Raw genomic sequence first — 23,321 nt, 5'->3', positions numbered from 1 at the left:
TTGTCAAGGCGATGAGAGTTGTCGGCACCGTCGTGGGATGTGAGTGAGGGGGCGTGCGGCTCGCGGTCAGCGGCCCGCGTTGAGGCGGTACTGCGCGACCAGCCCGAACGTCGCCACGGATCCTCCAGGCATGACCACGGTCGCCGCGTACGCGGCACCTTCGCCCAAGCTCCGCTGGAGTACACGACGATCGAGGTGATCCGCGCGGACCGGATCGACGCGAGACGCCCTCGCTACGACCTGCTCGGGCAGTCCGTCCCCGTTGCCGCGATCCGGCGGCCGTCGTAGCCCGTGACGGTCACCGGCAGGGGTGCGACGCCCGGGTGGGCGGCGCGCTCTGCTTCGAGGGCCGTGCAGATGAGCTGGGCCGCCGCGAGACCGGCCGGACTCTTCACGGGGACCGACAGTTCGATCGAGACGCGGTCGTCGTGGGACGTCACCCGCACGGGGTCCCAGACGCCGGATGCCTGCGGGACCGGGACCGGGGTCGCCGGCGCGGCGAGTGCCGGCTCCCGCGCCGCCGACGGCAGCATCGTTATCAGGCGCTTGTCCTGTTCGGCGGGGGTCGGCCCCTGGAGCAGCACCCGCACGGCCGTCTCGACGTCGATCGGTGCCGTCGTCCTGCGGCGGACGCCGACCAGGCCCCCGTCCGCCACGAAAAAATACACCCGCACCCCCGGCACGATCCCACTCGCGGGCCCGCCCGCCTCCACCGCGCCGGTCGTCGGAATCCCGCAGGAGGCGAGCGCGAACAGCGCCGGGACGACCAGCAGCGCGGCCCTGCGCACGGCCCTCACGCACGACCTCCTGGCGATACGGCCCGCGACGGCAACTCGTCCGTCCGCAGGGGGAGTTCCACGGTGAAGACGGCACCGCCCTCCGGCCGGTTCGCGGCGCGGACGGTACCGCCGTGCACCCGGACGTTCTCCGTGGTGATCGCCAGCCCCAGACCGCTGCCCTCGGTCCGCACCCGGGCGGCGTCCGACTTGTAGAACCGCTCGAAGACATGGGGCAGCGCGCCGGCGGGGATGCCGGGCCCGCTGTCCAGCACCTCGATCACCGCGACGCGCCCCGCCCCGGTCCGCCCGCCCTCGGACAGCCGCAGCCGGACCGGACGGGCGCCGTGCCGGAGCGCGTTGCCGACCAGGTTCGCGACCACGACGTCCAGCCGGCGCGGGTCGACGCGCCCGCGCACGGTGTCGGGCGGCGGCAGTTCGGTGTCGACCAGGTCGGTCCAGGCACGGGCGGCGAGGGTGCGGCGCAGCGACTCGGCGAGGTCGATCTCGTCCAGGTGCAGCACCGCCGCGCCCGCGTCGAAGCGGGAGATCTCCATCAAGTCGTCCACCAGACGCGCCAGTTTGACGGTCTCCTCGCTGATCAGCCGTACCGCGGTGGCGGTGTCCGGCTCCAGGCCGGCGGCGTCCTCGTCGAGCACACCGGTGACCGCCGACATGGCGGCGAGCGGGGTGCGCAGCTCGTGCGAGACGTCCGCGGCGAAACGACGGGCCCGGGCCTCCATGCCGCGCAGCTCCGCCACCGACCCCTCCAGAGCCGCGGCCGTCTCGTTGAACGTGTGGGAGAGATCGGCGAGTTCGTCGGACCCGTTGACGGCGAGCCGGGTGTCCAGCCGTCCCTCGGCGATGCTGCGGGTGGCGCTGCGCAGTGCCCGTACCGGCCGCAGGACCCCGCGCGCGGCGAGCAGCGCCAGCAGTACGGCGAGGGCCAGCGCGGGCAGCGCGGCGCGTTCGACCGCGCTGACGAGGGCGTCGACGTAGGCCTGTTCCGTGGTCTGGGGCACGGTCAGGAACACCTGGACCCCGGAGAGTTCCAGCGCCGACGTACCGCTTCCGCCGAAGGCGACGGACATGCCGACGACGAGCGAGGTCCTGCCGCCGTTGTCCACGCGTTGGAAGACGGTGGCGGAGCGGGAGTCCACGGCCTCGCGCACCGTGGACGTCAGCTCCTCGAACGGGTCGTCGGGGACGGAGGTCGCGCGCAGCGCGCCGTAGGTGACCAGGACGCGCCAGGCGCCGGACGGCTGGACCGCCGCCAGGTCCGTCGCGAACCGCCGCAGGTCCGCCTCGTCCGGTGGGAAGTTCAGTTCTGGGGCGAGTCGGTCGGTCTGGCTGCGCATCAGCGTGATCACCGCGTCCTGGCTCTGCTGGAGCACGCCGGTGCGCGCCTCGCGGAAGGTCAGCGCGCCGGTCGTCAGGGCGGTGAGCGCGGCGACGAGCGCGAACGCCACGACCAGCCGGGTCCGCAGGCTGCGCAGGTGCGGGGCTCTGGGCAAGGGCATCACCGGGCGGCGAACCGGTAGCCGAAACCGCGCACGGTCTGGATGTAGTGGGCCTCGCCCAGCTTGGCGCGCAGCCGCTTGACGCACGCGTCCACCAGGCGAGCGTCCCCGTGGTAGCTGTGTTCCCATACGGCTTCCAGGAGTTGCTGTCTGCTGAACACCTGACCGGGCGCCGCGGACAGGGTGAGCAGGAGCCGCAGTTCGGAGGGGGCGAGCGCGACGGGCGTCCCGTGCAGGGTCACCGACAGCCCGGCCCGGTCGACGGTCAGGTCCCCGTAGCTGTCGATCTTCGGTATCCCGCCGCCCGCGGGTGCCCCGGCAGACCGGCGCAGGACGGCACGGATGCGCGCCTCCAGCACCCGGGCCTGCACGGGCTTGACCACGTAGTCGTCGGCTCCGGCCTCCAGTCCTACGACGATGTCCTCGTCGTCGCCCCGGGCGGTCGCCATGATGATCGGCAGGGTCGGGTCGAGTGCGCGCATCCCGCGGCACACGTCGAGGCCGGGCATGCCGGGCAGCATCAGGTCCAGCACCACGACGTCCGGCCGGAAGGACCGCAGCCGCTCCAGCCCGTTCTCCCCGGTCTCGGCGGCGGAGACCTCGTGGCTCTGGCGGCGCAGGGCCAGGGCGACGCCCTCCCGCACCGCCCGGTCGTCTTCGATCAGCAGAACGCGTGGCATGCGGTCAGTATCCGTACGCACTCCACAGGATTGTCGAACTGTTACCGGATGATCACATAAACCTGCACCAGGCGTGATGTTATCCGTTCGTTATCGTTCGGGCCAGGTTCGATCACATTCCGATCACAACCTGAACAACCATGACCGCGCACAAAGCAACTTCCGCACGCCGTCGCCGTCGCCGTGCCCCCGCACGCGGGCGGCTGTGGGCAGGTCTGGCGGCGCTCGCCGCACTGGGTGTCACGGGGTTCGCGGCCGAGGGCTGGAGGACCCCCGACGCGGGCGGCACGCACGCCCAGGTCCGGACCGAACCCACGGAATCCACCGAATCCACCGAACCCGCCGAGCGCACCACCATCCGGCCGACCGACACCGCCAAGGCCTCGCCCCGCCCGTCCGCCAGTTCCCCCGCGGCGCCCCGGAAACCCGACATCCCGGCCACGGGACCCGGCACCTTCACCACCGCGCCCGGCACGGGCGCCAGGGTCGGAAAGGGGACGGTCCTGCGCTACCGGGTCGACGTCGAGACCGGCCTCGACCTGTCCGCCGCCGGGGTCGCCGCGCAGGTGGAGCGCGTCCTCGGCGACCGGCGCGGCTGGACGGCCGACGGGCACTCGGCGTTCCAGCGGGTGTCGAGCGGCGCCACCGACTTCGTCGTACGGGTCGCGACCCCCGGCACCGTGGACACGATCTGCGGACAGTACGGGCTGGACACCGGCGGCGAGGTCAACTGCAGTGTCGACAGGAACGTGATGGTCAACCTCCGCCGCTGGCTGCTCGCCACCCCCGTCTACGCCAAGGACGTCACCGCCTACCGCGCGCTGATCATCAACCACGAGGTCGGCCACTTCCTGGGCCACGGCCACGTCGGCTGCCCGGGCCCGGGACAGCCGGCCCCCGCGATGATGCAGCAGATCAAGGGCATGCACGGCTGCGTGCCCAACGTGTGGCCCTACGACGAGAACGGGAACTACATCACCGGCCCCGCCGTTCCCTGACCCGGCGTGCCGCTCCAACTCCGGTACGCGGCCACGGCCGTCGGCAGCGTCGGGAAGATGTGGTCCGTGCCGACCGAGTCGACCAGCCCGTACGCCTCCAGGTCGTCGAGGAGGTCCTGCTTCACCCGGGCCAGGGCGAACACGACGCCCCGGTGGGCGAGTTCGCGGCGGAGTTCGTCGACCGCGTCCAGGGCGGTGATGTCCACCTCCACATTGGCCTCGGTGTTGAGCACGAACCACCGCACCGGGACGGCCTGTTGGGCGACGGCGGCCAGGGCGCGCCGGCGGAAGTCCTCCGCGTTGGCGAAGAAGAGCGGCGAGTCGTAGCGGTAGACGAGCAGACCGGGGACCGTGCGGGCCTGCGGGAAGTCGTCCACGTCGTGCATGCCGGCCATGCCGGGGACCAGACCCTCGACGGCGTCGTGCGGGCGGGCCACCCGGGTGAGGAGTTCGGCCACCGACAGGCCCACGGCGACGATCACGCCGTAGAGGATGTCCAGGGTCAGCACCCCGGTCAAGCAGCCGAGTGCCAGCAGGAGTTCGCGGCGGCGGAAGGCGGCCAGGCGGTGGAAGCCGGCGAGGTCGATCATGCGGACGGCCGCGTAGACGACGAGGGCGCCGAGGACCGCCGAGGGGGTGCGGGAGAGCAGGGGGCTCAGGAAGAGGAGGACGGCCAGGACGACCGCTCCGGCGACCAGGGAGTACGCCTGGCTGCGGGCGCCCGTCGAGGAGGCCAGGGCGGTGCGGCTGGCGCTGCTGCTCACCGGGAAGCCGTGGAGCAGGCCGGCGCCGAGGTTGGCCGCGCCCAGCGCAAGGAACTCCTGGTCGGCGTCGAGACCGGGCCCGTCGTCCTCGTCGCCGCCGGTGAAGGCGCGCGCGGTGAGGACGAAGTCGGTGTAGGCGACCAGCAGGACACCGAGTGCGGGCAGCACCAGGTGGGGGAGTTCGGTGAGGTCCGGCAGGCCGACCGAGGGAAGTCCCGCCGGGACGTGGCCGATCACCTTGATGCCGTACCGGTCGTCGAGGTCGAGGAGGACCACGGCCGCCGTGCCCAGCACCACGGCAAGGAGGGGGCCGGGCACCGTCCGGGATGCGCGCGCCACCGTGAACAGGAACGCGAGCAGGATGGCCGCGAACACGAGCGTGGGCGCGTGGAGGTGGCCCAAGTGCCTTAGGAAGGACCAGAGTTGGGGGAAGAACGCTGTGCCCGTCGTCGGTACGCCGGTGAGTTTGGGCAGTTGGTCCACGATCATGATCAGGGCCACGCCCGCGAGATAGCCGATCAGCACCGGGCGGGAGAAGAGGTCGGCGACGAAGCCCAGCCGTACCGTCCACGCGGCGAGGCACAGCAGACCGACCGTGACCGCGAGGGCGGCGGCGAGGGTGGCGTAGCGGGACGGGTCGCCCGCGGCGAGCGGGCCCACGACCGTCGCCGTCATCAGGGCGGTCGTCGACTCGGGGCCGACCGAGAGTAGCCGCGAGGAGCCCAGCACGGCGTACAGGGCGAGCGCGGGCAGGATCGCCCACAGCCCGGCGACCGGCGGCAGCCCGGCCACCCCGGCGTACGCCATCACCTGCGGGACGAGGTACGCGGCCACGGTGACACCCGCCAGCAGGTCGCCGCGCAGCCAGGAACGCCGGTATCCGGCCAGCGCGGCGATCCCGGGCGTCAGCCGCCGCCACCCCGAGGCACGCCCGCCCGGCCTGTCGGTCGTCATGGGGCTCCTTGGCGTGACCGGCTCAGAGGCTCGCCGCGTGGTCCGGGACGTAGGTCTGCAGATCGCGGGGCGGGCGTTCGTAGCCGGTGGACGGCGGGCGGGGCGGGAGTTCGAGGACCGGCGGGGACACCTCGTGGTAGGGGAGGGAGCCGAGCAGGTGGGCGATCATGTTCAGGCGGGCCTTGCGCTTGTCGTCGCTCTCGACGACGTACCACGGGGCCTCCGAGATGTCGGTGTGCACCAGCATCTCGTCCTTGGCCCGCGAGTAGTCCTCCCAGTGGGTGATGGACTCCAGGTCCATCGGCGAGAGCTTCCAGCGCCGCAGCGGGTCCTCCAGCCGGCGCCGGAACCGGTCCTGCTGCACGGCGTCGCTCACCGAGAACCAGTACTTGCGCAGCACGATCCCGTCCTCCACGAGCATCCGCTCGAAGATCGGGCACTGGCGCAGGAACAGCTGGTACTCCTCCTTGGAGCAGAAGCCCATCACCCGCTCGACACCGGCCCGGTTGTACCAGGAGCGGTCGAACAGCACGATCTCCCCGGCGGCCGGCAGATGCTCGACGTACCGCTGGAAGTACCACTGGGTGCGCTGCCGGTCGGTCGGCTTCGGCAGCGCGGCGATCCGGGCGACACGCGGGTTGAGATGCTCCGACACCCGCTTGATGGTGCCGCCCTTGCCCGCCGCGTCCCGGCCCTCGAACACGATCACCAGCCGGGTGCCCTCGGCCCGCACCCACTCCTGGAGCTTCACCAACTCCGTCTGCAGACGCAGCAGTTCGGTCTCGTACGTCCCGCGCGGCAGCTTTGCCGCCTTCTTGCCGGCCATGCCGCCTCAACCCCTCGATGACGTGCGCGGTTCCTCGTGTCCAAGGTCGAACACCTGGACAGCACCGTACTGACCGCCGGGATCCCGCGCACCCCGGACGCCCGCCGTACCGGGTTTGCGGCGGGCGCCGGCGGCGATCCGGACTCCGTGACAGCGATGACGACCCAGCGGGAACTCGTCCGCCTGCCGGGCGGGTGCGCGGGCGTGCGAGGAGTTCGTGGCCACGTTGAACTGATGGACAGCCGGGCCCTTTCGGGGCCGTACCCCTTGGACGGTCGGCCACTCCGGATCGGCGCGGCCCTCGCTACCAGGTCCAGAACCCGCCGAGGGGAGAGGACCGACCGTCCTCGCCGACCCCGACCATGTGGACCGACTAGGGACCCCGGCTCGCATCGGAGTCCAGCGGGACGACGAAGCGGTGCCGCCCGAGGTCCGGGGCGAGGATCCGATCCGGATCCAGCTCGAAGCCGTCGACGGTGTTGCCGATGGAGTGGCGCATGAGCTCCATCGACCCCGGCTGAGCTCCATCGACCCCGGCGCGGAATCGGAAGGGTCGACTTCCGGTCGACGTCACACGCGTCACCTGGCATCGCCCCCTCGCCATTCCCAATTTCTGGAACACGTTCTACGGTGTGCGCCGTCAGGACCGGCCTTGGGGAGCCTGGAGGCGCCGTGCATCTCGAATACACGCCCGAGCAGCAGCGGCTGCGTACCGAACTGCGCGCCTACTTCGCCGAGTTGGTGCCCGACCACGCCTACTCCCGCTACGCCGACCCGGCCGCCCAGAAACGCTTCTACCGCGAGACGATCCGCCGGCTCGGCACGGACGGCTGGCTCGGTGTCGGCTGGCCCGAGGAGTTCGGGGGGCGCGGGCTGACGCCGATGGAGCAGTTCATCTTCTTCGACGAGGCCGCGCAGGCGGGCGTACCGCTGCCGCTGATGGCCCTCAACACCGTCGGCCCGACGATCATGCAGTTCGGCACGGACGAACAGAAGGCGTACTTCCTCCCGAAGATCCTCGCAGGCGAGATCGACTTCGCGATCGGCTACAGCGAACCCGAGGCCGGCACGGATCTGGCCGCCTTGAAGACGCGGGCGGTGCGGGACGGTGACGAGTACGTCGTCGACGGGCAGAAGATCTGGACCACCAACGGCGACACCGCCGACTGGGTCTGGCTCGCCGTCCGCACCGACCCCGGGGCCCCGCCGCACAAGGGCATCACCATGCTCCTGGTGCCGACCACGGACCCCGGCTACTCCTGCACGGTGATCAACACCCTCGCCTCCCACGACACCACCGCGAGCTACTACGAGAACATCCGCGTCCCCGTCACCCGCCGCGTCGGCAAGGAGAACCAAGGCTGGCGCCTGATCACCAACCAGCTCAACCACGAACGCGTCACCCTCGCCGCCCACGGCACGATGGCGATCCGCGCCCTGCACGACGTCCAGCACTGGGCCATGGAGACCAAACTCGCCGACGGCCGCCGCGTCGTCGACCTCCCCTGGGTCCGCCGCCTCCTCGCCCGCACCCATGCGAGGCTCGACGCGATGAAACTCCTCAACTGGCAGATGGTGAACGCCGTCCAGGAAGGCACCCTCACCCCCCAGGACGCCTCCGCCGTCAAGGTCTACGGCTCCGAGGCCCGCCGTGACGCCTACGCCTGGCTCATGGAGATCACCGCCGCGGCCGGCGCCCTGAAGGAGGGCTCCGCGAGCGCCGTCCTGCACGGCGAACTGGAACGCGGCTACCGCTCCGCCGTCATCTTCACCTTCGGCGGCGGCAACAACGAGATCCAGCGGGAGATCATCTCGTGGATCGGGCTGGGGATGCCGAGGGTGCGGCGTTAGCCCGCGAAGGCGGGAGTCAGGGGGCGGGGGAGCGGCCTGAGAAGGCGGGAGTTCGGGTGCGGGGAGCGGCCTCCGGAGACGGGAGTTCGGGTGCGGGGAGCGGCCTCCGGAGACGGAAGCTCGGGTGCGGGGAGCGGCACGCGAAGTGGACGACCTCCTGCTCCGTCCGTCGACGCACGCCTACCTCACCCCGGCGCGCGAGGCGTTCCGGCGGCGCATGGCGCATCCGGCGTACGCCACCCTGCCGTCGTACGCCCGCGTGGCTGTACGGCGGACCGATGCCCGCGCCCCGCGACCGTCACCCGGCAACTGCACGCCACAAGCATCCTGTTGCGCCGCGTTCCCGCCCGGGCGCGTCCCGGGCCCCGTGTCACGGCTCGGCCCCGGCTCGTGCGCGGCCCCGTACAAAGTCGGACGATCGCTCGCCATACTGGACGAGCCAGGGGAGGGCGGGACGAACACTGACGGGGGCGATCGCGGGAGATGGGGGACAGCAGGCTGATCCAGGGCCGCTACCGGCTGCTCGAACTGATCGGGCGCGGTGGCATGGGCGAGGTGTGGCGCGCGCGGGACGAGTCGCTGGGGCGGCATGTCGCCGTGAAGTGCCTCAAGCCGCTGGGCCCGCACCACGACCAGTCGTTCACCCGCGTCCTGCGCGAGCGGTTCCGGCGCGAGGCCCGGGTGGCCGCCGCGCTCCAGCACCGCGGGGTGACCGTCGTCCACGACTTCGGCGAGTCCGAGGGCGTCCTCTACCTGGTGATGGAGCTGCTCGACGGCCGCAACCTCTGCCAGCTCCTGGAGGACAACCAACAGCGGCCCCTCCCCGTCGGTGACGTCGTCGACATCGCCGAGCAGGTCGCCTCCGCCCTCGCCTACACCCACCAACAGGGCATCGTGCACCGGGACTTGAAGCCCGCGAACATCATGCGGCTGACCGACGGCACGGTGAAGATCTGCGACTTCGGCATCGCCCGACTCGGCGCCGACATCGGCTTCACCTCCCGGCTGACCGGCACCGGCATCGCGATGGGCACCCCGCACTACATGTCACCGGAACAGATCAGCGGCACCGAGGTCGACCAGCGCAGCGACCTCTACTCCTTCGGCTGCGTGCTGTACGAACTCGCCACCGGGGCACCGCCGTTCGACCTGGGCGACGCCTGGGCCATACTCATCGGCCACCGCGACACCCCGCCCCGTCCGCCCCGGACCCGGCGTGCCGAACTGCCCGAGTACCTGGAGAAGGTCATTCTCGACCTGCTGGCCAAGCTCCCCGAACAACGCCCGCACGACGCCCGCGAGTTGGGCCGCCGCATCACCATGGGCCGTACGACACCCCTGTACGTGCCGACAGTTGTCACCCCGCAGCCCCAACTGCGCCCGCCGGAACCGGTGTCCCGCGAGCCTCGCCTGCCCTCCTGGACGCGCGGTATGACCACCGGACACAAGGCGACCGGCGCCGGACTGCGCACCACACCACCGGACGCCGGAGCCGGACTCACCGGTGAGTGGATCGCCCGCCCGGCCACCGGCCACCCCGAGGAACTGGCGCCGGAGAACCCGTCCGCCCCGCCCCCGGAGGTCCTCAACTCCCTTGCCGGGCGCCACAACGCGGGCCTGAGCCTGGGCCGGCTCGGCCGCTGGGCGGAGGCCGGCGAGGTGCACCGCGCGGTCGCCGCCGAACGAGGACACCTCCTGGGCCCGGACCACCCCGACACCCTCGCCAGCCGCTACGAACTCGGCTTCACCCTCAGCCGCACCGGCCGCGCCGCCGACGCCCTGCGCGAGTACACGCACGTCGCCCGCGTCAGAGAGCGGGCGTTGGGTGCCGACCATGCCGACACGCTCGCCGCCCGGCAGGAAATGGCGTACGTCCTGGGCCAGTTGGGTCGGCATTTCGACGCACACCAGGTGTACACCTCCGTACTCGCCGCCCGGGAACGCACCATGGGCCCCGACCACCCGGACACCCTGCGCTGCCGCCACAACCTCGCCTTCAACCTCAGCAGGCTCGGCCGCCTGGAGGACTCGTACCGCATGGCCTGCGAGGTCGCCGCCGCCCGCGCCCGCGTGCTGGGCCCCGGCCACCCCGACACTCTGGTCACCCGCTACGAAGTGGCGTACGCGCTCGGCCAGTTGGGCCGCTGGCCCGAGGCCCTGCAGACCTACGGCGAGGTCGCCGAGGCCCGCGCCAAGGCACTCGGCCCGGACCACGCGGACACCCTCGCCGCCCGCTACGAGATCGGCATCAGCCTCGGCAGGCTCGGCCGCAGCGCCGACGCCCTCAAGCTGTACCGCGACCTGATCGACGACCGCACCCGCGTCCACGGCCCCGCCCATCCCGAGACCCTCCGCGCCCGGCACGGCCTCGGCGTCAACCTCGGCCGCCTCGGCCGCTGGGAGGAGGCCCTCGCCGAGTCCCGCGACGTGTGCGCCATCCGCGAGCGCGTCCTCGGCGCCGACCACCCCGACACCCTGGTCAGCCGCCGCGAGGTCGCCGTGGGCCTGGGCTGGCTGGGCCGCTGGGCCGACGCCCTCACCGAGTACCGCCGGGTGGCCGCCGCCCGCGAGCGCGTCCTCGGCCCCGACCACCCCGACACCCTCGCCAGCCGCAACGACGAGGCCCACTGCCTGGAACAGCTCGGCCGGGGCGCCGAGGCGGTCGAGCTGTACCGCCGGGTGGCAGTGCTACGGCAGGGGCGGGCACCGGGGAGCCACTGACGGCCGGGGCCGCCTCCCCCCCAACGTCGACGCCGCGGAGGCACAGGGCACCGGCACCATCCCCATGGATCCGCGGGCGCCGACGACAGCGCGCCCGTGCCTGCCGTCGGCCGTAGCCGCTTCTGCGACCGCGGCCTTGGAGGCGGGCGCCTGGGAGCCGCTGGTGGCCGGGGCTGCCCTTGGCGCCCGTGGGTGCTGACGGCAGTGCGCCCGCGTCTTTCTGCGGATGGGGTCGGCCGCGCCTGCCATCGGCATCGGCAATCGCCCCCCGCCCCGGAGGACCCCGTGCCCACCCCTGGCCGACCTAGATCACCTCGTGTTACCAAGAACCATGCCTGCACACGAGGGACCCGGACACCGGACGTACGACGCCGTCATCGTCGGCGGTGGCCACAACGGCCTGGTCGCCGCCGCCTACCTGGCCCGGGCCGGGCGCTCGGTGCTCGTCCTGGAGCGCCTCGACGGCACCGGCGGCGCCGCCGTGTCGACCCGCCCGTTCGCCGGGGTCGACGCACGGCTGTCCCGGTACTCGTACCTGGTCAGCCTGCTGCCCAAGAAGATCGTGCGGGACCTCGGCCTCGACTTCCGCGTCCGCGGGCGCACCATCTCGTCGTACACCCCCGTCGAACGCGGCGGACGCCCCACCGGCCTCCTCGTCGGCGGCGGCGAGCGCCGCACCCGCGACGCCTTCGCCCGCCTGACCGGCGGCGACCGCGAGTACGCGGCCTGGCAGCGGCTCTACGGCACGACCGGTCGCCTCGCGCAGAGGGTCTTCCCCACGCTCACCGAGCCGCTGCCCACCCGCGACGAACTGCGCCGGCGCGTCGACGACGAGGACGCCTGGCGGATGCTCTTCGAGGAGCCGATCGGTGTCGCGATCGAGGAGAACTTCACCGACGACCTGGTCCGGGGCGTCGTCCTCACCGACGCCCTCATCGGCACCTTCGCCGACGCCCACGACCCCACGCTCGCGCAGAACCGCTGCTTCCTGTACCACGTCATCGGCGGCGGCACCGGCGCCTGGGACGTCCCGGTCGGCGGCATGGGCGCGCTGACAGACGCCCTGGCCACCGCCGCGCGCGGCGCCGGTGCCGTACTCGCCACCGGGCACGAGGCCCTCCGCATCGACACGGACGGCCGCGCCGCCGAGGTCACCTACCGCACCGCCGACGGCGAGGGGGTCGTAGCCGCCCGGCACGTCCTCGTCGGCGCCTCCCCGCAGCAACTGGCCGCCCTCACCGGCGACGAGCCGCCCGTACCCGCCGAGAGCGCCCAGCTCAAGGTGAACATGCTGCTCAAGCGGCTGCCCCGGCTCCGCGACACCTCGGTCGACCCGCGCGAGGCGTTCGCCGGCACCTTCCACATCGCCGAGGGCTACGACCAACTGGCCGGTGCGTACGCCCAGGCCGCGGCCGGTGCACTGCCCGCCGCGCCGCCCTCCGAGATCTACTGCCACTCCCTCACCGACCCGAGCATCCTCGGCCGGGACCTGGTCGAGGACGGCTACCAGACCCTCACCCTCTTCGGCCTGCACACCCCGGCGCGCCTCTTCGAACGGGACAACGACGCCGTACGCGACGAACTGTTGAAGGCGACACTCGCCCAGCTCGACGCCCACCTCGCCGAACCGCTCGCGGACTGCCTGGCCACCGACGCGGACGGACGCCCGTGCATCGAGGCGAAGACCCCGCTGGACCTGGAGCGCGACCTCGGGCTGCCCGGCGGCAACATCTTCCACCGCGAGCTGAGCTGGCCCTACGCCCAGGACGGCACCGGCCGCTGGGGCGTCGAGACCCGGCACGCGAACGTGTTTCTGTGCGGGGCGGGCGCGGTGCGGGGCGGGGGCGTGAGCGGGGTGCCGGGGCACAACGCGGCGATGGCGGTACTGGAGGGCGACGTCGGCTGACCGCCCTGGTGCCCTGCCGGGAAAGTGGTGCTTTTCTGGGAGTGGACGAGAGGAGCGACCGCCATGGACAGCGTGCACACAGTGCCAGGGCACCCGGAATCCGTCTCGGTGGAGATCAGCGGGTGCAGCAAGGAGGACGCCCGGATCGTGTTCGACACGCTGTGCGCGTGCTACGGATCCGACCGGCGCGCGGACGACGTCCCCCGGGACCACCACGACACCCGGCCCACGGTCTGGCTCGGCACCTTCGACGTCGCCGACGCCCACGAGGGCGCCTCCGGCGGTCCGGCCCGGCTCGGGGCGTCCGTCGAGGCGGATGTGCAGGGCGGGTACTGGGCGGTCGAACAGTTCCGTACGACCCTGGACTCCCTGTTCATCGTGCACGACCTCGCGGTGACCTCCGGAGACCAGGAACGAGAGCTCCATGTTCGGCTGGAAAGCCGCTGACAGGAAGGTGATCGTGTCCTCGGCCCGGGACTTCTACGACGGCCTCGCCGCCGACTACCACCTGATCTTCCCGGACTGGGACGCGAGCATGGCCCGCCAGGCGACCGCGCTGGACGGAGTCGTCCGCGTACGGCTGGGCACCGGTCCGCACCGGGTCCTGGACTGTTCCTGCGGGATCGGCACCCAGGCGATCGGGCTGGCGGGGGTCGGCCACCGGGTGGTCGGGAGTGACCTGAGCCCGGCCGCTGTCACCCGCGCCGGCGCGGAGGCAGCGGCCCGGGGCGTCGGCCTTCCGGTGGCCGCGGCGGACATGCGGGCACTGCCGTTCCGCGCGTCCGTCTTCGACGTCGTGGTCTGCGCCGACAACTCGCTGCCCCATCTGCTCACGGCCGACGACGTGCGCACGGCCCTGATCGGGATGCGCAGGGTTCTCCGCGACGACGGTCTCCTGCTGCTGAGCGTCCGGGACTACGGCCGGGCGGGCGACAACGGGATCCGCGCCGCCCGTCCCGTTTGCGCGCCTCCGCAGGTGTCGCCGACCGCCCAAGGCCGCGTGGTGACCTTCCAGTTGTGGCACTGGCACGAGGACGGCGAGCGCTACGACCTGGAGCACTTCCAGCTCGTGCCGGACGGTGCCGGCTGGGAGGTACGGGTCCGGCGCACCGCGTACTGGGCCCTGACCCGGGGCCAGTTGACCGACGCCGTGGCCGACGCGGGCTTCGCGGACGTCAGTTGGCACGAGCCGGAGAGCAGCGGCTTCCACCAGCCCGTGCTCGCCGCCCGGCGGGGTCCCGTTCCGAGGAAAATCTGACGGAGCATCAGAAAAGGCCTTCCGTCGTCCGGAGGACTGCGGCATTCTGCGCCCATGCAGACGGAGTTGAGCAAGAAACTGGGAGTCGAGCACGCCATCTTCGGCTTCACGCCGTTCCCCGCCGTCGCCGCGGCCATCAGCCGGGCCGGCGGTTTCGGTGTGCTCGGCGCGGTCCGCTACACAGCCCCCGACGACCTCAAGCGCGACCTCGACTGGCTGGAGGCGCACGTCGAGGGGATGCCGTACGGCCTGGACGTCGTCATGCCGGCGAAGAAGGTCGAGGGCGTCACCGAGGCCGAGGTCGAGGCGATGATCCCGGAAGGGCACCGGCGGTTCGTCACCGAGACGCTGGCCAAGTACGGCGTGCCCGAACTCGCCGAGGGCGAGGTGTCCGGCTGGCGCATCACCGGGTGGATGGAACAGGTCGCCCGCACCCAGCTCGACGTCGCCTTCGACTATCCGATCAAGCTGCTCGCCAACGCGCTGGGCTCCCCACCGGCCGACGTCGTCGCCCGCGCCCACGACCAGGACGTACTGGTCGCCGCTCTCGCGGGCAGCGCCCGGCACGCCCGCAAACACGCGGAGGGCGGCATCGACATCGTCGTGGCCCAGGGCTACGAGGCGGGCGGACACACCGGCGAGATCGCCTCCATGGTCCTCACACCCGAGGTCGTCGACGCCGTCGACCCGCTGCCGGTACTCGCCGCGGGCGGCATCGGCAGCGGACAGCAGGTGGCCGCCGCGCTCAGCCTCGGCGCCCAAGGTGTGTGGCTGGGCTCCATGTGGCTGACCACCACTGAAGCGGACATGCACTCGCCCGGCCTGACCCGCAAACTGCTCGCCGCCGGGTCCGGCGACACCGTCCGCTCCCGCGCCCTGACCGGGAAACCGGCCCGCCAGCTGCGCACCGAGTGGACCGACGCCTGGGACGACGCGAGCGGACCGGGCACCCTCCCGATGCCGCTGCAGGGCCTGCTGGTCGCCGAGGCCGTCTCGCGCATCCAGAAGTACGAGGTCGAACCACTGCTCGGCACCCCCGTCGGCCAGATCGTCGGCCGCATGAACAGCGAACGCAGTGTCCAGGCCGTCTTCGACGACCTCACCCGCGGCTTCGAGCACGCCGTCGACCGCATCAACCGCATCGCCGGAAGGAGCGGCCAGTGAGCACGCAGGGGGAGAGCACGCGGGGGCAGACCGCGCCCGAGGCAGCCACACAGGGTTGGGCCACACAGGGCCAGGCCACACAAGGCGGGGCTACACAGGGCGGGGCCACAGGGGGCGGGAGCACTGGAGGTGGGGGCGCCACGCAGGGTGTGAGCACACCTCCGGCCGGCTTCTGGGCCCAGGCCGCTCAGGATCCCGACCGGGAGGTCCTCGTCGCTCCCGACGGCGAGGTGTGGACCGCGGGGCGCCTGCACGCCGCCGCCAACCAGCTCGTCCACGGTCTGCGCGCCGCCGGACTCGAACGCGGCGACGCCTTCGCGGTCGTCCTGCCCAACGGCGTCGAGTTCTTCACGGCCCATCTGGCCGCCACCCAGGCCGGGTTCTACCTCGTCCCCGTCAACCACCACTTCGTCGCCCCCGAGATCGCCTGGATCGTCTCCGACTCCGGCGCCAAGGTGCTCATCGCGCACGAGCGGTTCGCCGAGCCCGCCCGCCAGGCCGCCGACGAGGCGGGCCTCCCCACCACTCACCGGTACGCGGTCGGCACGGTGCAGGGCTTCCGGCCGTACGCCGAACTCCTCGACGGACAACCGGAGTCGGCGCCCCCGGACCGCACGCTCGGCTGGGTCATGAACTACACCTCCGGCACCACCGGACGCCCCCGGGGCATCCGCCGCCCCCTGCCGGGCAAGCCGCCCGAGTCCGCGTACCTCGGCGGCTTCCTAGGCATCTTCGGCATCAAGCCGTTCGACGACAACGTGCACCTGGTCTGCTCACCGCTCTACCACACGGCCGTCCTCCAGTTCGCGGGCGCGAGCCTGCACATCGGCCACCGCCTGGTCCTGATGGACAAGTGGAGCCCGGAGGAGATGCTCCGCCTCATCGACCGTGAGAAATGCACCCACACCCATATGGTCCCGACCCAGTTCCACCGCCTCCTCGCCCTCCCCGAGGACACACGGGCGCGCTACGACGTCTCGTCCATGCGGCACGCCATCCACGGCGCCGCCCCGTGCCCCGACCATGTGAAGCGGGCGATGATCGACTGGTGGGGCCACTGTGTGGAGGAGTACTACGCGGCCAGCGAGGGCGGTGGTGCCTTCGCGACCGCCGAGGACTGGCTGAAGAAGCCCGGTACGGTCGGCAAGGCCTGGCCCATCAGCGAACTCGCGGTCTTCGACGACGAAGGCAACCGGCTCCCGCCCGGTGAACTCGGCACGGTCTACATGAAGATGAGCACCGGCGGCTTCGCCTACCACAAGGACGAGGCCAAGACGAGGAAGAACCGCATCGGCGACTTCTTCACCGTCGGCGACCTCGGCTTCCTCGACGAGGACGGCTATCTCTTCCTCCGCGACCGCAAGATCGACATGATCATCTCGGGCGGCGTCAACATCTACCCGGCCGAGATCGAGTCCGCGCTCCTCGCCCACCCCGCCGTCGCCGACGCCGCCGCCTTCGGGATCCCGCACGACGACTGGGGCGAGGAGGTCAAGGCTGTCGTGGAACCGGCACCCGGCCAAGAGCCCGGCCCGGCCCTCGCCACCGCCCTCCTCGACCATTGCGCCGAGCAACTCGCCGGCTACAAGCGGCCCAAGAGCATCGACTTCATCACCGAGATGCCCCGCGACCCGAACGGCAAGCTGTACAAGCGGCGGCTGCGCGATCCGTACTGGGAGGGGCGCACGCGGCCCATGTGAGTACAGGCCCATGTGTGTACGGCCCACGTGATTTCCATCCGCACTTGGAGCGGGAAGAATGTGGCCCCACCCCATGTGGGCCGAGACAATCTCGCCCTCTCGGCTTGACCTGGCCGGGCGTCGGCCCGAGGATCATGCGTCATGAAGCCCGGACACGGCAGTACGGTTGACGGGGTACTGCGACGCAGTGCCCGGCGCACTCCCGCACGCGTCGCGGTGGACTACGGCGAGCGCTCCTGGACCTACGAGGAACTCGACGACGCCGTCTCCCGCGCGGCGACCGTCCTCCTCGACCAGGGCCTGGCACCGGGCGACCGGGTCGGTTCCTACGGCCACAACTCGGACACCTACCTGATCGGCTTCCTCGCCTGCGCCCGCGCGGGCCTCGTGCACGTGCCGGTCAACCACCACCTCACCGGCGACGACCTCGCGTACATCGTCGGCCAGTCCGGCAGCGCGCTCGTGCTCGCCGATCCCGACCTCACCGGTCAACTCGCGGACGGCACCAGGACGTTGCCGCTGCGGGACGCGGACGGCTCACTGCTGGAGCGGCTGGCGTCGGCGTCACCGTACGACGGTCCCGAGCCCCGTGCCGAGGACCTGGTGCAGCTGCTCTACACCTCGGGCACGACCGCGCTGCCCAAGGGCGCGATGATGACCCACCGGGCCCTGGTGCACGAGTACTTGAGCGCGATCACCGCCCTGGACCTGAGCGCGGGGGACCGGCCCGTGCACTCGCTGCCGCTGTACCACTCGGCGCAGATGCATGTGTTCCTGCTGCCGTACCTGGCGGTGGGCGCCACCAACACCATCCTCGACGCACCGGAGGGGGACCGGCTCTTCGACCTGATCGAGACCGGGCGCGTGGACAGCCTGTTCGCCCCGCCCACCGTGTGGATCGGCCTGGCGAACCGGCCCGACTTCGCGACCCGCGACCTGAGCGGGCTGCGCAAGGCGTACTACGGCGCGTCGATCATGCCGGTGCCCGTCCTGGAGCGGCTCCGTGAACGGCTGCCCGGACTGGCCTTCTACAACTGCTTCGGCCAGAGCGAGATCGGCCCGCTGGCCACGGTCCTGGGCCCCGACGAGCACAAGGGCCGACTGGACTCCTGCGGTCGTCCCGTCCTCTTCGTGGACGCACGCGTGGTCGACGAGGACGGCAAGGACGTACCCGACGGCACCTCGGGCGAAATCGTCTACCGTTCCCCGCAGTTGTGCGAGGGCTACTGGGACAAGCCCGAGGAGACGACCGCCGCCTTCCGCGACGGCTGGTTCCACTCCGGCGACCTGGCGGTGCGGGACGCGCACGGCTTCTTCACCATCGTCGACCGGGTGAAGGACGTCATCAACTCCGGTGGAGTACTGGTGGCTTCACGCCAGGTCGAGGACGCGCTCTACACCCACGAGGGCGTCGCCGAGGTCGCCGTGATCGGCCTCCCCGACGACCGCTGGATCGAGGCCGTCACCGCGGTGGTCGTCCCGCGCGGCGAGGTCACCGAGGCCCAACTCATCGACCACGCCCGCGAGAAGCTCGCCCACTTCAAGGCACCGAAGCGCGTCGTGTTCGTGGAGGAGCTGCCGCGGAACGCCAGCGGGAAGATCCTGAAGCGGGAGCTGCGGGACCGGTTCGCCGGCTGAGCGCTCCCGCCCGGGCACGGTTGTACGCCACGGCTGTACGGCGGCCTCGGCCGTGGTGCAGGGCAGCACCTGGCGGATGCCCCGTGGGCAGCCCGGCCGCGCGGAGCTGTTGGGCCGGGGGCGACGAGCAAGGAGTGCTCTTCGGCGCTCCTATTGCGCGGGCAATAGCGCCTCGCCCAGCCTGCGCCAGTACGGCAGCGCGGACTGGCCCGGCTCGATCCCGATCACCTGTACGGCGACGTGGTCGGCGCCGGCCTCGACATGGCTGTGAAGCTTTCCCACGATGGTGTCCAGGTCGCCCCAGAACACGAAGTCGTCGACGAGACGGTCGCTGCCGCCCCCGGTGATCTCCTCCTCGGAGTAGCCCAGGCGGCGGAACTTCGCGATGTTGTAAGGGGTGTTGAGATAGTCGTGCAGGTGGGCGCGTGCGATCGCGCGTGCCGTGCCGGGGTCCGACTCGAACAACACCGCGTGTTCCACGGCCAGGAAGGCGTCCGGGCCGAGGATCTTCCGTGCCTGAGCGGTGTGTTGGACATTGACGTGATAGGTCTGCGCGCTGCCGGTTCGGTCGCGGGCCAGTTCCAGCATTCTGGGCCCGTACGCGGCCAGGACGCGGTGCATGGGGGCCTTCGGCCGGGGGTTGGGCGTTTCCGTGGCCAGGGCGTCCATCGCGTCGAGGTACTCGGCCATCGCCGCGAGAGGTTTGGTGCCCGGCTCCGGTTTCCCACCGAGTCCCAGGCCGAGCACATGCCGGTCCGGGTAGGCGTCGGCGAGGAGGAGAGCGGCGCCGTACGCCCACCGGGCCTCGCGGGAGGAGATGCGGGCGATGCCGTTGACGATGCTCATCCGCTCCGTGCAGGAGAGCAGGTAACCGGCGTGCGTGAACGCGTCCCGACCGAGCAGCTCGGGAATCCACAGCGCCCGCCACCCCTGTTCCTCGAGTTCCTGGACCGACTCGCGCATCCGTGCGGCCGACTGGTACTCGAAGTCGAACGTGTAGATCCCGAACCTGCCCAGCTCCAGGCTCTCGATACCGCCCATGGAACAACCCCTCGTCTGACTCGCGAACGACGCCGATCGATTCACATCGAAATATCGCAGAATCTCGATATGAGATGCAAGTGTGCAGCCGGTGACGGGAGTCGGGTGAACGTCTAGAGGGCGCGTCCCAGTTCGGCGACCAACTGGGCGATGCGCTGCTCGTCGCGCCGGTAGTGGGTCCACTTGCCGACCCGCGTGGCCTGCACCAGACCGGCCCGCTGGAGTTCCGCCATATAGGCCGACACCGTCGACTGGGCCAGCCCGGCCCGGGCCTGGATGTGGGTCACGCACACACCCACTTCGACCGGGTCGACCAGCGCGCCCTCCAGGGAGAAGTGGCGCTCGGGCTCACGCAGCCATTGCAGCAACTGGAACCGCATCGGGTTCGACAGCGCCCGCAACGCGCCGACCAGGTCGGGATCCGGTGAGGTCGCAGTCTCCGCCATGGATTCGGAGTATAGGTCGGTACCCACGATTCGGAGAATGTCGACGGCGGCGGGGTGTGCCTCGGCCGAACTGCCTTGCGGCCAGGGACGGTCGGCGGTGAGGATCAGCCCCATGCCGACCTTCACCGCCGCCGACGGCACTCGACTCGCCTACCACCTACGGGGTGAGGGCGAGCCGCTTGTCGTGCTGCCCGGTGGGCCCATGCGGGCCTCCGCGTATCTCGGTGATCTGGGTGGGCTGGACGCGCGTCGTCGGCTGGTCCTGCTCGATCTGCGGGGGACCGGTGACTCCGCGGTGCCGGCGGACCCGGCGACGTATCGCTGCGACCGGTTGGTCGAGGACGTGGAGGTGTTGCGCGCCCACATGGGGTTGGAGCACATGGATGTGCTCGCGCACTCGGCGGGCGGCAGTCTCGCCATGCTGTACGCGGCCCGGTATCCCGAACGGGTGGCACGACTGGCGCTCATCACCGCCACCCCGTGGGCACTGGGCATGCCGGCCACGGCCGAGGACCGACTCGCGGCCGCACGGCTACGGCTACGGAAGGGCGAGCCGTGGTTCGAGGGCGCGTACCCGGCGTTCGAGGCATGGCTCGCGGGCACCGGGGAGTTCGACCCGGTCTTCGAGCCCTTCTTCTACGGCCGGTGGGATGCCGTCGCCGAGGAACACGCCGCACTCGCCGACGGGCAGTTCAACGACGAGGCCGCCGACCTGTACTTCTCCGAGGGCGCCTTCGATCCGCCCGCCACCCGGGCCGCCCTCGCCCGCCTGCCCGCACCTGTCCTGGTGCTCGCGGGCGAACTCGACGGCGGCCCCCGTCCCGGCCTCGCCCGCCGTGCCGCCGAGGTCTTCCTGAACGCGGAGCTTGCGGTCCAGCCGGATGCCGGTCACTACCCGTGGCTCGACGACCCGGAATGGTTCGTGCGCCGCGTCGCCGCGTTCCTCGACGGGAGCGGGGCGCCCTCGGTATCGGCGGAATGAGAAGCCGGCCGGTGTGTCGTCCTCCCGCTCCACTCCCTTGGCGTCGACGGAGGCGACGGCGTCGACCGCGCCGGCTGAACGCCGATCGCCGAACGACTGGCCATCGGACCCGCCGTTCACTTGGGCTTCCTCAGGACCGGGGCGCCGCGCTCGTCGAGCGGATCCTCGACGCGTTCCTCGTGGCGGAGCAGGTCACTTCGCGAACGCCGTCATGAAGCGGTCGCGGAACTTGTCCATGCTCACCACCGGTGCGCTGTCGGCGGGCTTGATCCCGTCCGTCCAGCCCCAGCTGGAGATCCGGTCCAGCACCTTCGGGTCGTGGGCGACGATCGTGATCGGCACGTCCTTGTCGCTGGTGCCCCCGGTGACCGTCGGGACGGGCTGGTGGTCGCCGAGGAAGACGAGGACGGTGTTCTTGTTGCCGTAGCGCTGCATCCACTGGGTCAGGCTGTCCACGGAGTACTGGATGGCCTTGCGGTACTCGGTGCGCACGCGCTTCGCGCTCTTCCAGACCTCCGTCGGGTTGGTGCCCTCCTTCTTGATCTGGTTGAAGATCGTGCCGTCCCCGAGCTGGTTCCAGGGGATCGTGTGGGCGATGGGCGACCAGGGGTTGTGGCTGGAGGCCAGGATGATCTCCGCCATGATCGGGTCGCGGTTCTTCTTGCCGTACTCCAGCTTCTGGAAGGACTCCAGGCTGAACTGGTCCGGCACCGGCGTCCAGCTGAAGTACGGGCCCTGGTAGCCGAGGTGCGTGGAGTCGTAGATGTTGTCGAGGCCGAAGTACTTGCCCTCGGGCCAGGCCTTGCGCACGCCGGGGACGATGCCGACCGTGCGCCAGGCGCCGGTCTTCTGGAAGTAGCTGGTGAGGGTCGCGCGGCTGCTGGTGGTCACGGTCCGGTACCGCTGCTGGTTCTTGATCCACAGGCCGGACAGGAACGTCGAGTGGGCGAGCCAGCTGCCGGCGCCCGTCACGGGCGACCTGAGCCAGGCGCTGCGTGAGGCGAAGCCGGCCGCCTTGAGCCTGGCGTCGCCCGCTGCGAGCGTCGCGTCCATCTCCGGCGCCATCGTCGGACTGTCGATGGCCACCCGGCCGTAGCTCTCGATGAACGTGAACAGCACGTCCTTGCCGCGCAGTCCGGTCAGGAGTTGGTTGGACGGGGTCTTGGCGAACGCGTCGACGGTGAGCTGCTTCCTGAAGACGTCCGCGTCCCCCAGGCCGTCGCGCACGTACTGCACACGGTTGGCGAGGAACGTGCTGTACCCCTTGGTGGCGAGGGTGACACCGCCGACCTGCACGCTCAGCGTGAAGCACGTGATCCACACGACTCCGAGCACGAGTGTGGTGCGTACGGCCATGGGGCGGTGCCTGGCCATCAGGTTCGACAGGCGCACCATCGCGAGCGCGCTCAGCACGAGCACGGCGATCAGCAGGACGAGCACGCCGATGATCGCGAGCACCTCGCCCGTGCGCCCGAACGAGTCCTTCATCCAGTCCGCCGCGTCGCTCAACAGGACCCAGTCGAAGACCAGGTCGAACGGCCGGGCCAGCGTCTGGTAGAAGCCCATGTCGAGGCACTTCAGGACGGTGGTCAGCCCGACGAACGCGCCCAGGACGACGGCCGCGATCCGCCGCGCCCTCGACGGCAGCGCGAGCAGCACGACCGCGAGGATGATCAGCTCCACGGGGAAGCGGAGAAACGACTGGACGGTCATCCGGTCCAGACGGTCCGGCACGAGGAGCGCGACGAACAGCAGCACGCCGGCCAGGACACTCGTGCCCACCCCCACGGCACGTGCCGCGCGGGGGTAACGACGGCGCCAGCCGAACCAGCCCGCGCGGAGGGGGAGTTCAGCCTCCTGCTCGGTCGATTCGGTCGATTCGGTCGATTCGGTCGATTCGGTCGACTCGGCGGTCTCCGCCGACTCTTGGGGTGCGGCCGAGTCAGGGGGTTCGAGTGAGGCGGGCTCGGTCGCCGCCGGGCCGGTCTCCTCGGCATCCTTCTGGTCCGGCAATGAGCGAGAGCGCGTGAAGAGCGGCACCCGAACTTCCTTCCGTGCGAAACCCGGTGATGGCATGGCCGACCTGGTCCGGTTCA

The 23,321-nt window shown here is 71.3% G+C and carries 19 protein-coding genes; 10 read left to right on the top strand and 9 right to left on the bottom strand.

Annotated features, from left to right (window positions below; all coding sequences use genetic code 11):
* Nucleotides 1–233: 233 nt before the first annotated feature.
* Genes ACIQBL_RS43290 through ACIQBL_RS43280 form a run of 3 tightly spaced genes read right to left on the bottom strand, consistent with a single transcriptional unit; the run spans nt 234 to nt 2,976 of the window.
* Nucleotides 234–797 (bottom strand): hypothetical protein, encoded by a 564-nt coding sequence (locus tag ACIQBL_RS43290; protein WP_401953153.1) that lies wholly within the window; start codon nt 795–797, stop codon nt 234–236.
* Nucleotides 794–2,296: an ATP-binding protein gene (locus ACIQBL_RS43285; protein ID WP_401953150.1), complete on the bottom strand. Its 1,503-nt coding sequence runs from the start codon at nt 2,294–2,296 to the stop codon at nt 794–796. Before ACIQBL_RS43285 ends, ACIQBL_RS43290 begins: the two co-directional genes overlap by 4 nt.
* A complete protein-coding gene (locus tag ACIQBL_RS43280; protein ID WP_401953147.1) occupies nt 2,296–2,976 on the bottom strand; it encodes a response regulator transcription factor in 681 nt (226 codons plus the stop codon). The genes ACIQBL_RS43285 and ACIQBL_RS43280 overlap by 1 nt, the downstream gene beginning before the upstream one ends.
* Nucleotides 2,977–3,116: 140 nt before the next feature.
* On the opposite strand from ACIQBL_RS43280, the gene ACIQBL_RS43275 reads away from it, so the two are divergent.
* The gene (locus ACIQBL_RS43275) at nt 3,117–3,974 is read left to right on the top strand and encodes a DUF3152 domain-containing protein (RefSeq protein ID WP_401953144.1); all 858 of its coding nucleotides are present in this window, start codon (nt 3,117–3,119) and stop codon (nt 3,972–3,974) included.
* Here ACIQBL_RS43275 and ACIQBL_RS43270 read toward each other — a convergent pair.
* The 3 genes from ACIQBL_RS43270 to ACIQBL_RS43260 all read right to left on the bottom strand — a co-directional run bounded on the left by ACIQBL_RS43270 (nt 3,947) and on the right by ACIQBL_RS43260 (nt 7,026).
* Complete coding sequence (locus ACIQBL_RS43270) at nt 3,947–5,692, bottom strand: SulP family inorganic anion transporter (protein WP_401953141.1); 1,746 nt, start codon at nt 5,690–5,692, stop codon at nt 3,947–3,949. The genes ACIQBL_RS43275 and ACIQBL_RS43270 overlap by 28 nt on opposite strands.
* A gap of 22 nt (nt 5,693–5,714) precedes the next feature.
* Nucleotides 5,715–6,518, bottom strand: coding sequence for a polyphosphate kinase 2 (gene ppk2, locus ACIQBL_RS43265; protein WP_401953138.1), 804 nt, complete (start codon nt 6,516–6,518; stop codon nt 5,715–5,717).
* A gap of 373 nt (nt 6,519–6,891) precedes the next feature.
* Complete coding sequence (locus ACIQBL_RS43260) at nt 6,892–7,026, bottom strand: hypothetical protein (RefSeq protein ID WP_401953135.1); 135 nt, start codon at nt 7,024–7,026, stop codon at nt 6,892–6,894.
* A gap of 164 nt (nt 7,027–7,190) precedes the next feature.
* Here ACIQBL_RS43260 and ACIQBL_RS43255 point away from each other — a divergent pair, with 164 nt between their 5' ends.
* The 8 genes from ACIQBL_RS43255 to ACIQBL_RS43220 all read left to right on the top strand — a co-directional run bounded on the left by ACIQBL_RS43255 (nt 7,191) and on the right by ACIQBL_RS43220 (nt 18,756).
* The gene (locus ACIQBL_RS43255; RefSeq protein ID WP_401953131.1) at nt 7,191–8,369 is read left to right on the top strand and encodes an acyl-CoA dehydrogenase family protein; all 1,179 of its coding nucleotides are present in this window, start codon (nt 7,191–7,193) and stop codon (nt 8,367–8,369) included.
* A gap of 483 nt (nt 8,370–8,852) precedes the next feature.
* Nucleotides 8,853–11,090: a tetratricopeptide repeat protein gene (locus ACIQBL_RS43250; protein WP_401953129.1), complete on the top strand. Its 2,238-nt coding sequence runs from the start codon at nt 8,853–8,855 to the stop codon at nt 11,088–11,090.
* A 331-nt stretch (nt 11,091–11,421) separates the two neighbouring features.
* On the top strand, nt 11,422–12,996 hold the full coding sequence (locus ACIQBL_RS43245; protein WP_401953126.1) for a phytoene desaturase family protein: 1,575 nt from the start codon (nt 11,422–11,424) through the stop codon (nt 12,994–12,996).
* Nucleotides 12,997–13,059: 63 nt separating this feature from the next.
* Complete coding sequence (locus ACIQBL_RS43240) at nt 13,060–13,443, top strand: hypothetical protein (RefSeq protein ID WP_401953125.1); 384 nt, start codon at nt 13,060–13,062, stop codon at nt 13,441–13,443.
* Entirely contained in the window at nt 13,421–14,254 is an 834-nt protein-coding gene (locus tag ACIQBL_RS43235) for a class I SAM-dependent methyltransferase (RefSeq protein ID WP_401953122.1), read from the top strand. Before ACIQBL_RS43240 ends, ACIQBL_RS43235 begins: the two co-directional genes overlap by 23 nt.
* Nucleotides 14,255–14,308: 54 nt before the next feature.
* Nucleotides 14,309–15,418: an NAD(P)H-dependent flavin oxidoreductase gene (locus tag ACIQBL_RS43230; protein ID WP_401953120.1), complete on the top strand. Its 1,110-nt coding sequence runs from the start codon at nt 14,309–14,311 to the stop codon at nt 15,416–15,418.
* 149 nt (nt 15,419–15,567) lie between these two features.
* Nucleotides 15,568–17,118: an acyl-CoA synthetase gene (locus tag ACIQBL_RS43225; protein WP_401953117.1), complete on the top strand. Its 1,551-nt coding sequence runs from the start codon at nt 15,568–15,570 to the stop codon at nt 17,116–17,118.
* Between the two features lie 141 nt (nt 17,119–17,259).
* A complete protein-coding gene (locus tag ACIQBL_RS43220) occupies nt 17,260–18,756 on the top strand; it encodes an acyl-CoA synthetase (protein ID WP_401953114.1) in 1,497 nt (498 codons plus the stop codon).
* A gap of 150 nt (nt 18,757–18,906) precedes the next feature.
* Here ACIQBL_RS43220 and ACIQBL_RS43215 read toward each other — a convergent pair whose 3' ends face one another.
* Both ACIQBL_RS43215 and ACIQBL_RS43210 read right to left on the bottom strand, forming a co-directional pair.
* Nucleotides 18,907–19,797 (bottom strand): TIGR03620 family F420-dependent LLM class oxidoreductase, encoded by an 891-nt coding sequence (locus ACIQBL_RS43215; RefSeq protein ID WP_401953111.1) that lies wholly within the window; start codon nt 19,795–19,797, stop codon nt 18,907–18,909.
* Between the two features lie 113 nt (nt 19,798–19,910).
* Nucleotides 19,911–20,243, bottom strand: coding sequence for an ArsR/SmtB family transcription factor (locus ACIQBL_RS43210; protein WP_401953107.1), 333 nt, complete (start codon nt 20,241–20,243; stop codon nt 19,911–19,913).
* Between the two features lie 112 nt (nt 20,244–20,355).
* On the opposite strand from ACIQBL_RS43210, the gene ACIQBL_RS43205 reads away from it, so the two are divergent.
* Nucleotides 20,356–21,225 carry an alpha/beta fold hydrolase gene (locus ACIQBL_RS43205; RefSeq protein ID WP_401953104.1) on the top strand — a complete coding sequence of 290 codons (870 nt, stop codon included), beginning with the start codon at nt 20,356–20,358 and terminating at the stop codon, nt 21,223–21,225.
* A 192-nt stretch (nt 21,226–21,417) separates the two neighbouring features.
* Here ACIQBL_RS43205 and ACIQBL_RS43200 read toward each other — a convergent pair whose 3' ends face one another.
* Complete coding sequence (locus ACIQBL_RS43200; protein WP_401953101.1) at nt 21,418–23,301, bottom strand: sulfatase; 1,884 nt, start codon at nt 23,299–23,301, stop codon at nt 21,418–21,420.
* Between the last annotated feature and the right edge of the window lie 20 nt (nt 23,302–23,321).

Source organism: Streptomyces sp. NPDC088350 (assembly GCF_044753545.1).
Taxonomy (GTDB): Bacteria; Actinomycetota; Actinomycetes; order Streptomycetales; family Streptomycetaceae; genus Streptomyces.
The sequence above is the reverse complement of the archived record's forward strand: the minus strand, read 5'-3'. Positions and strand labels throughout refer to the sequence as shown.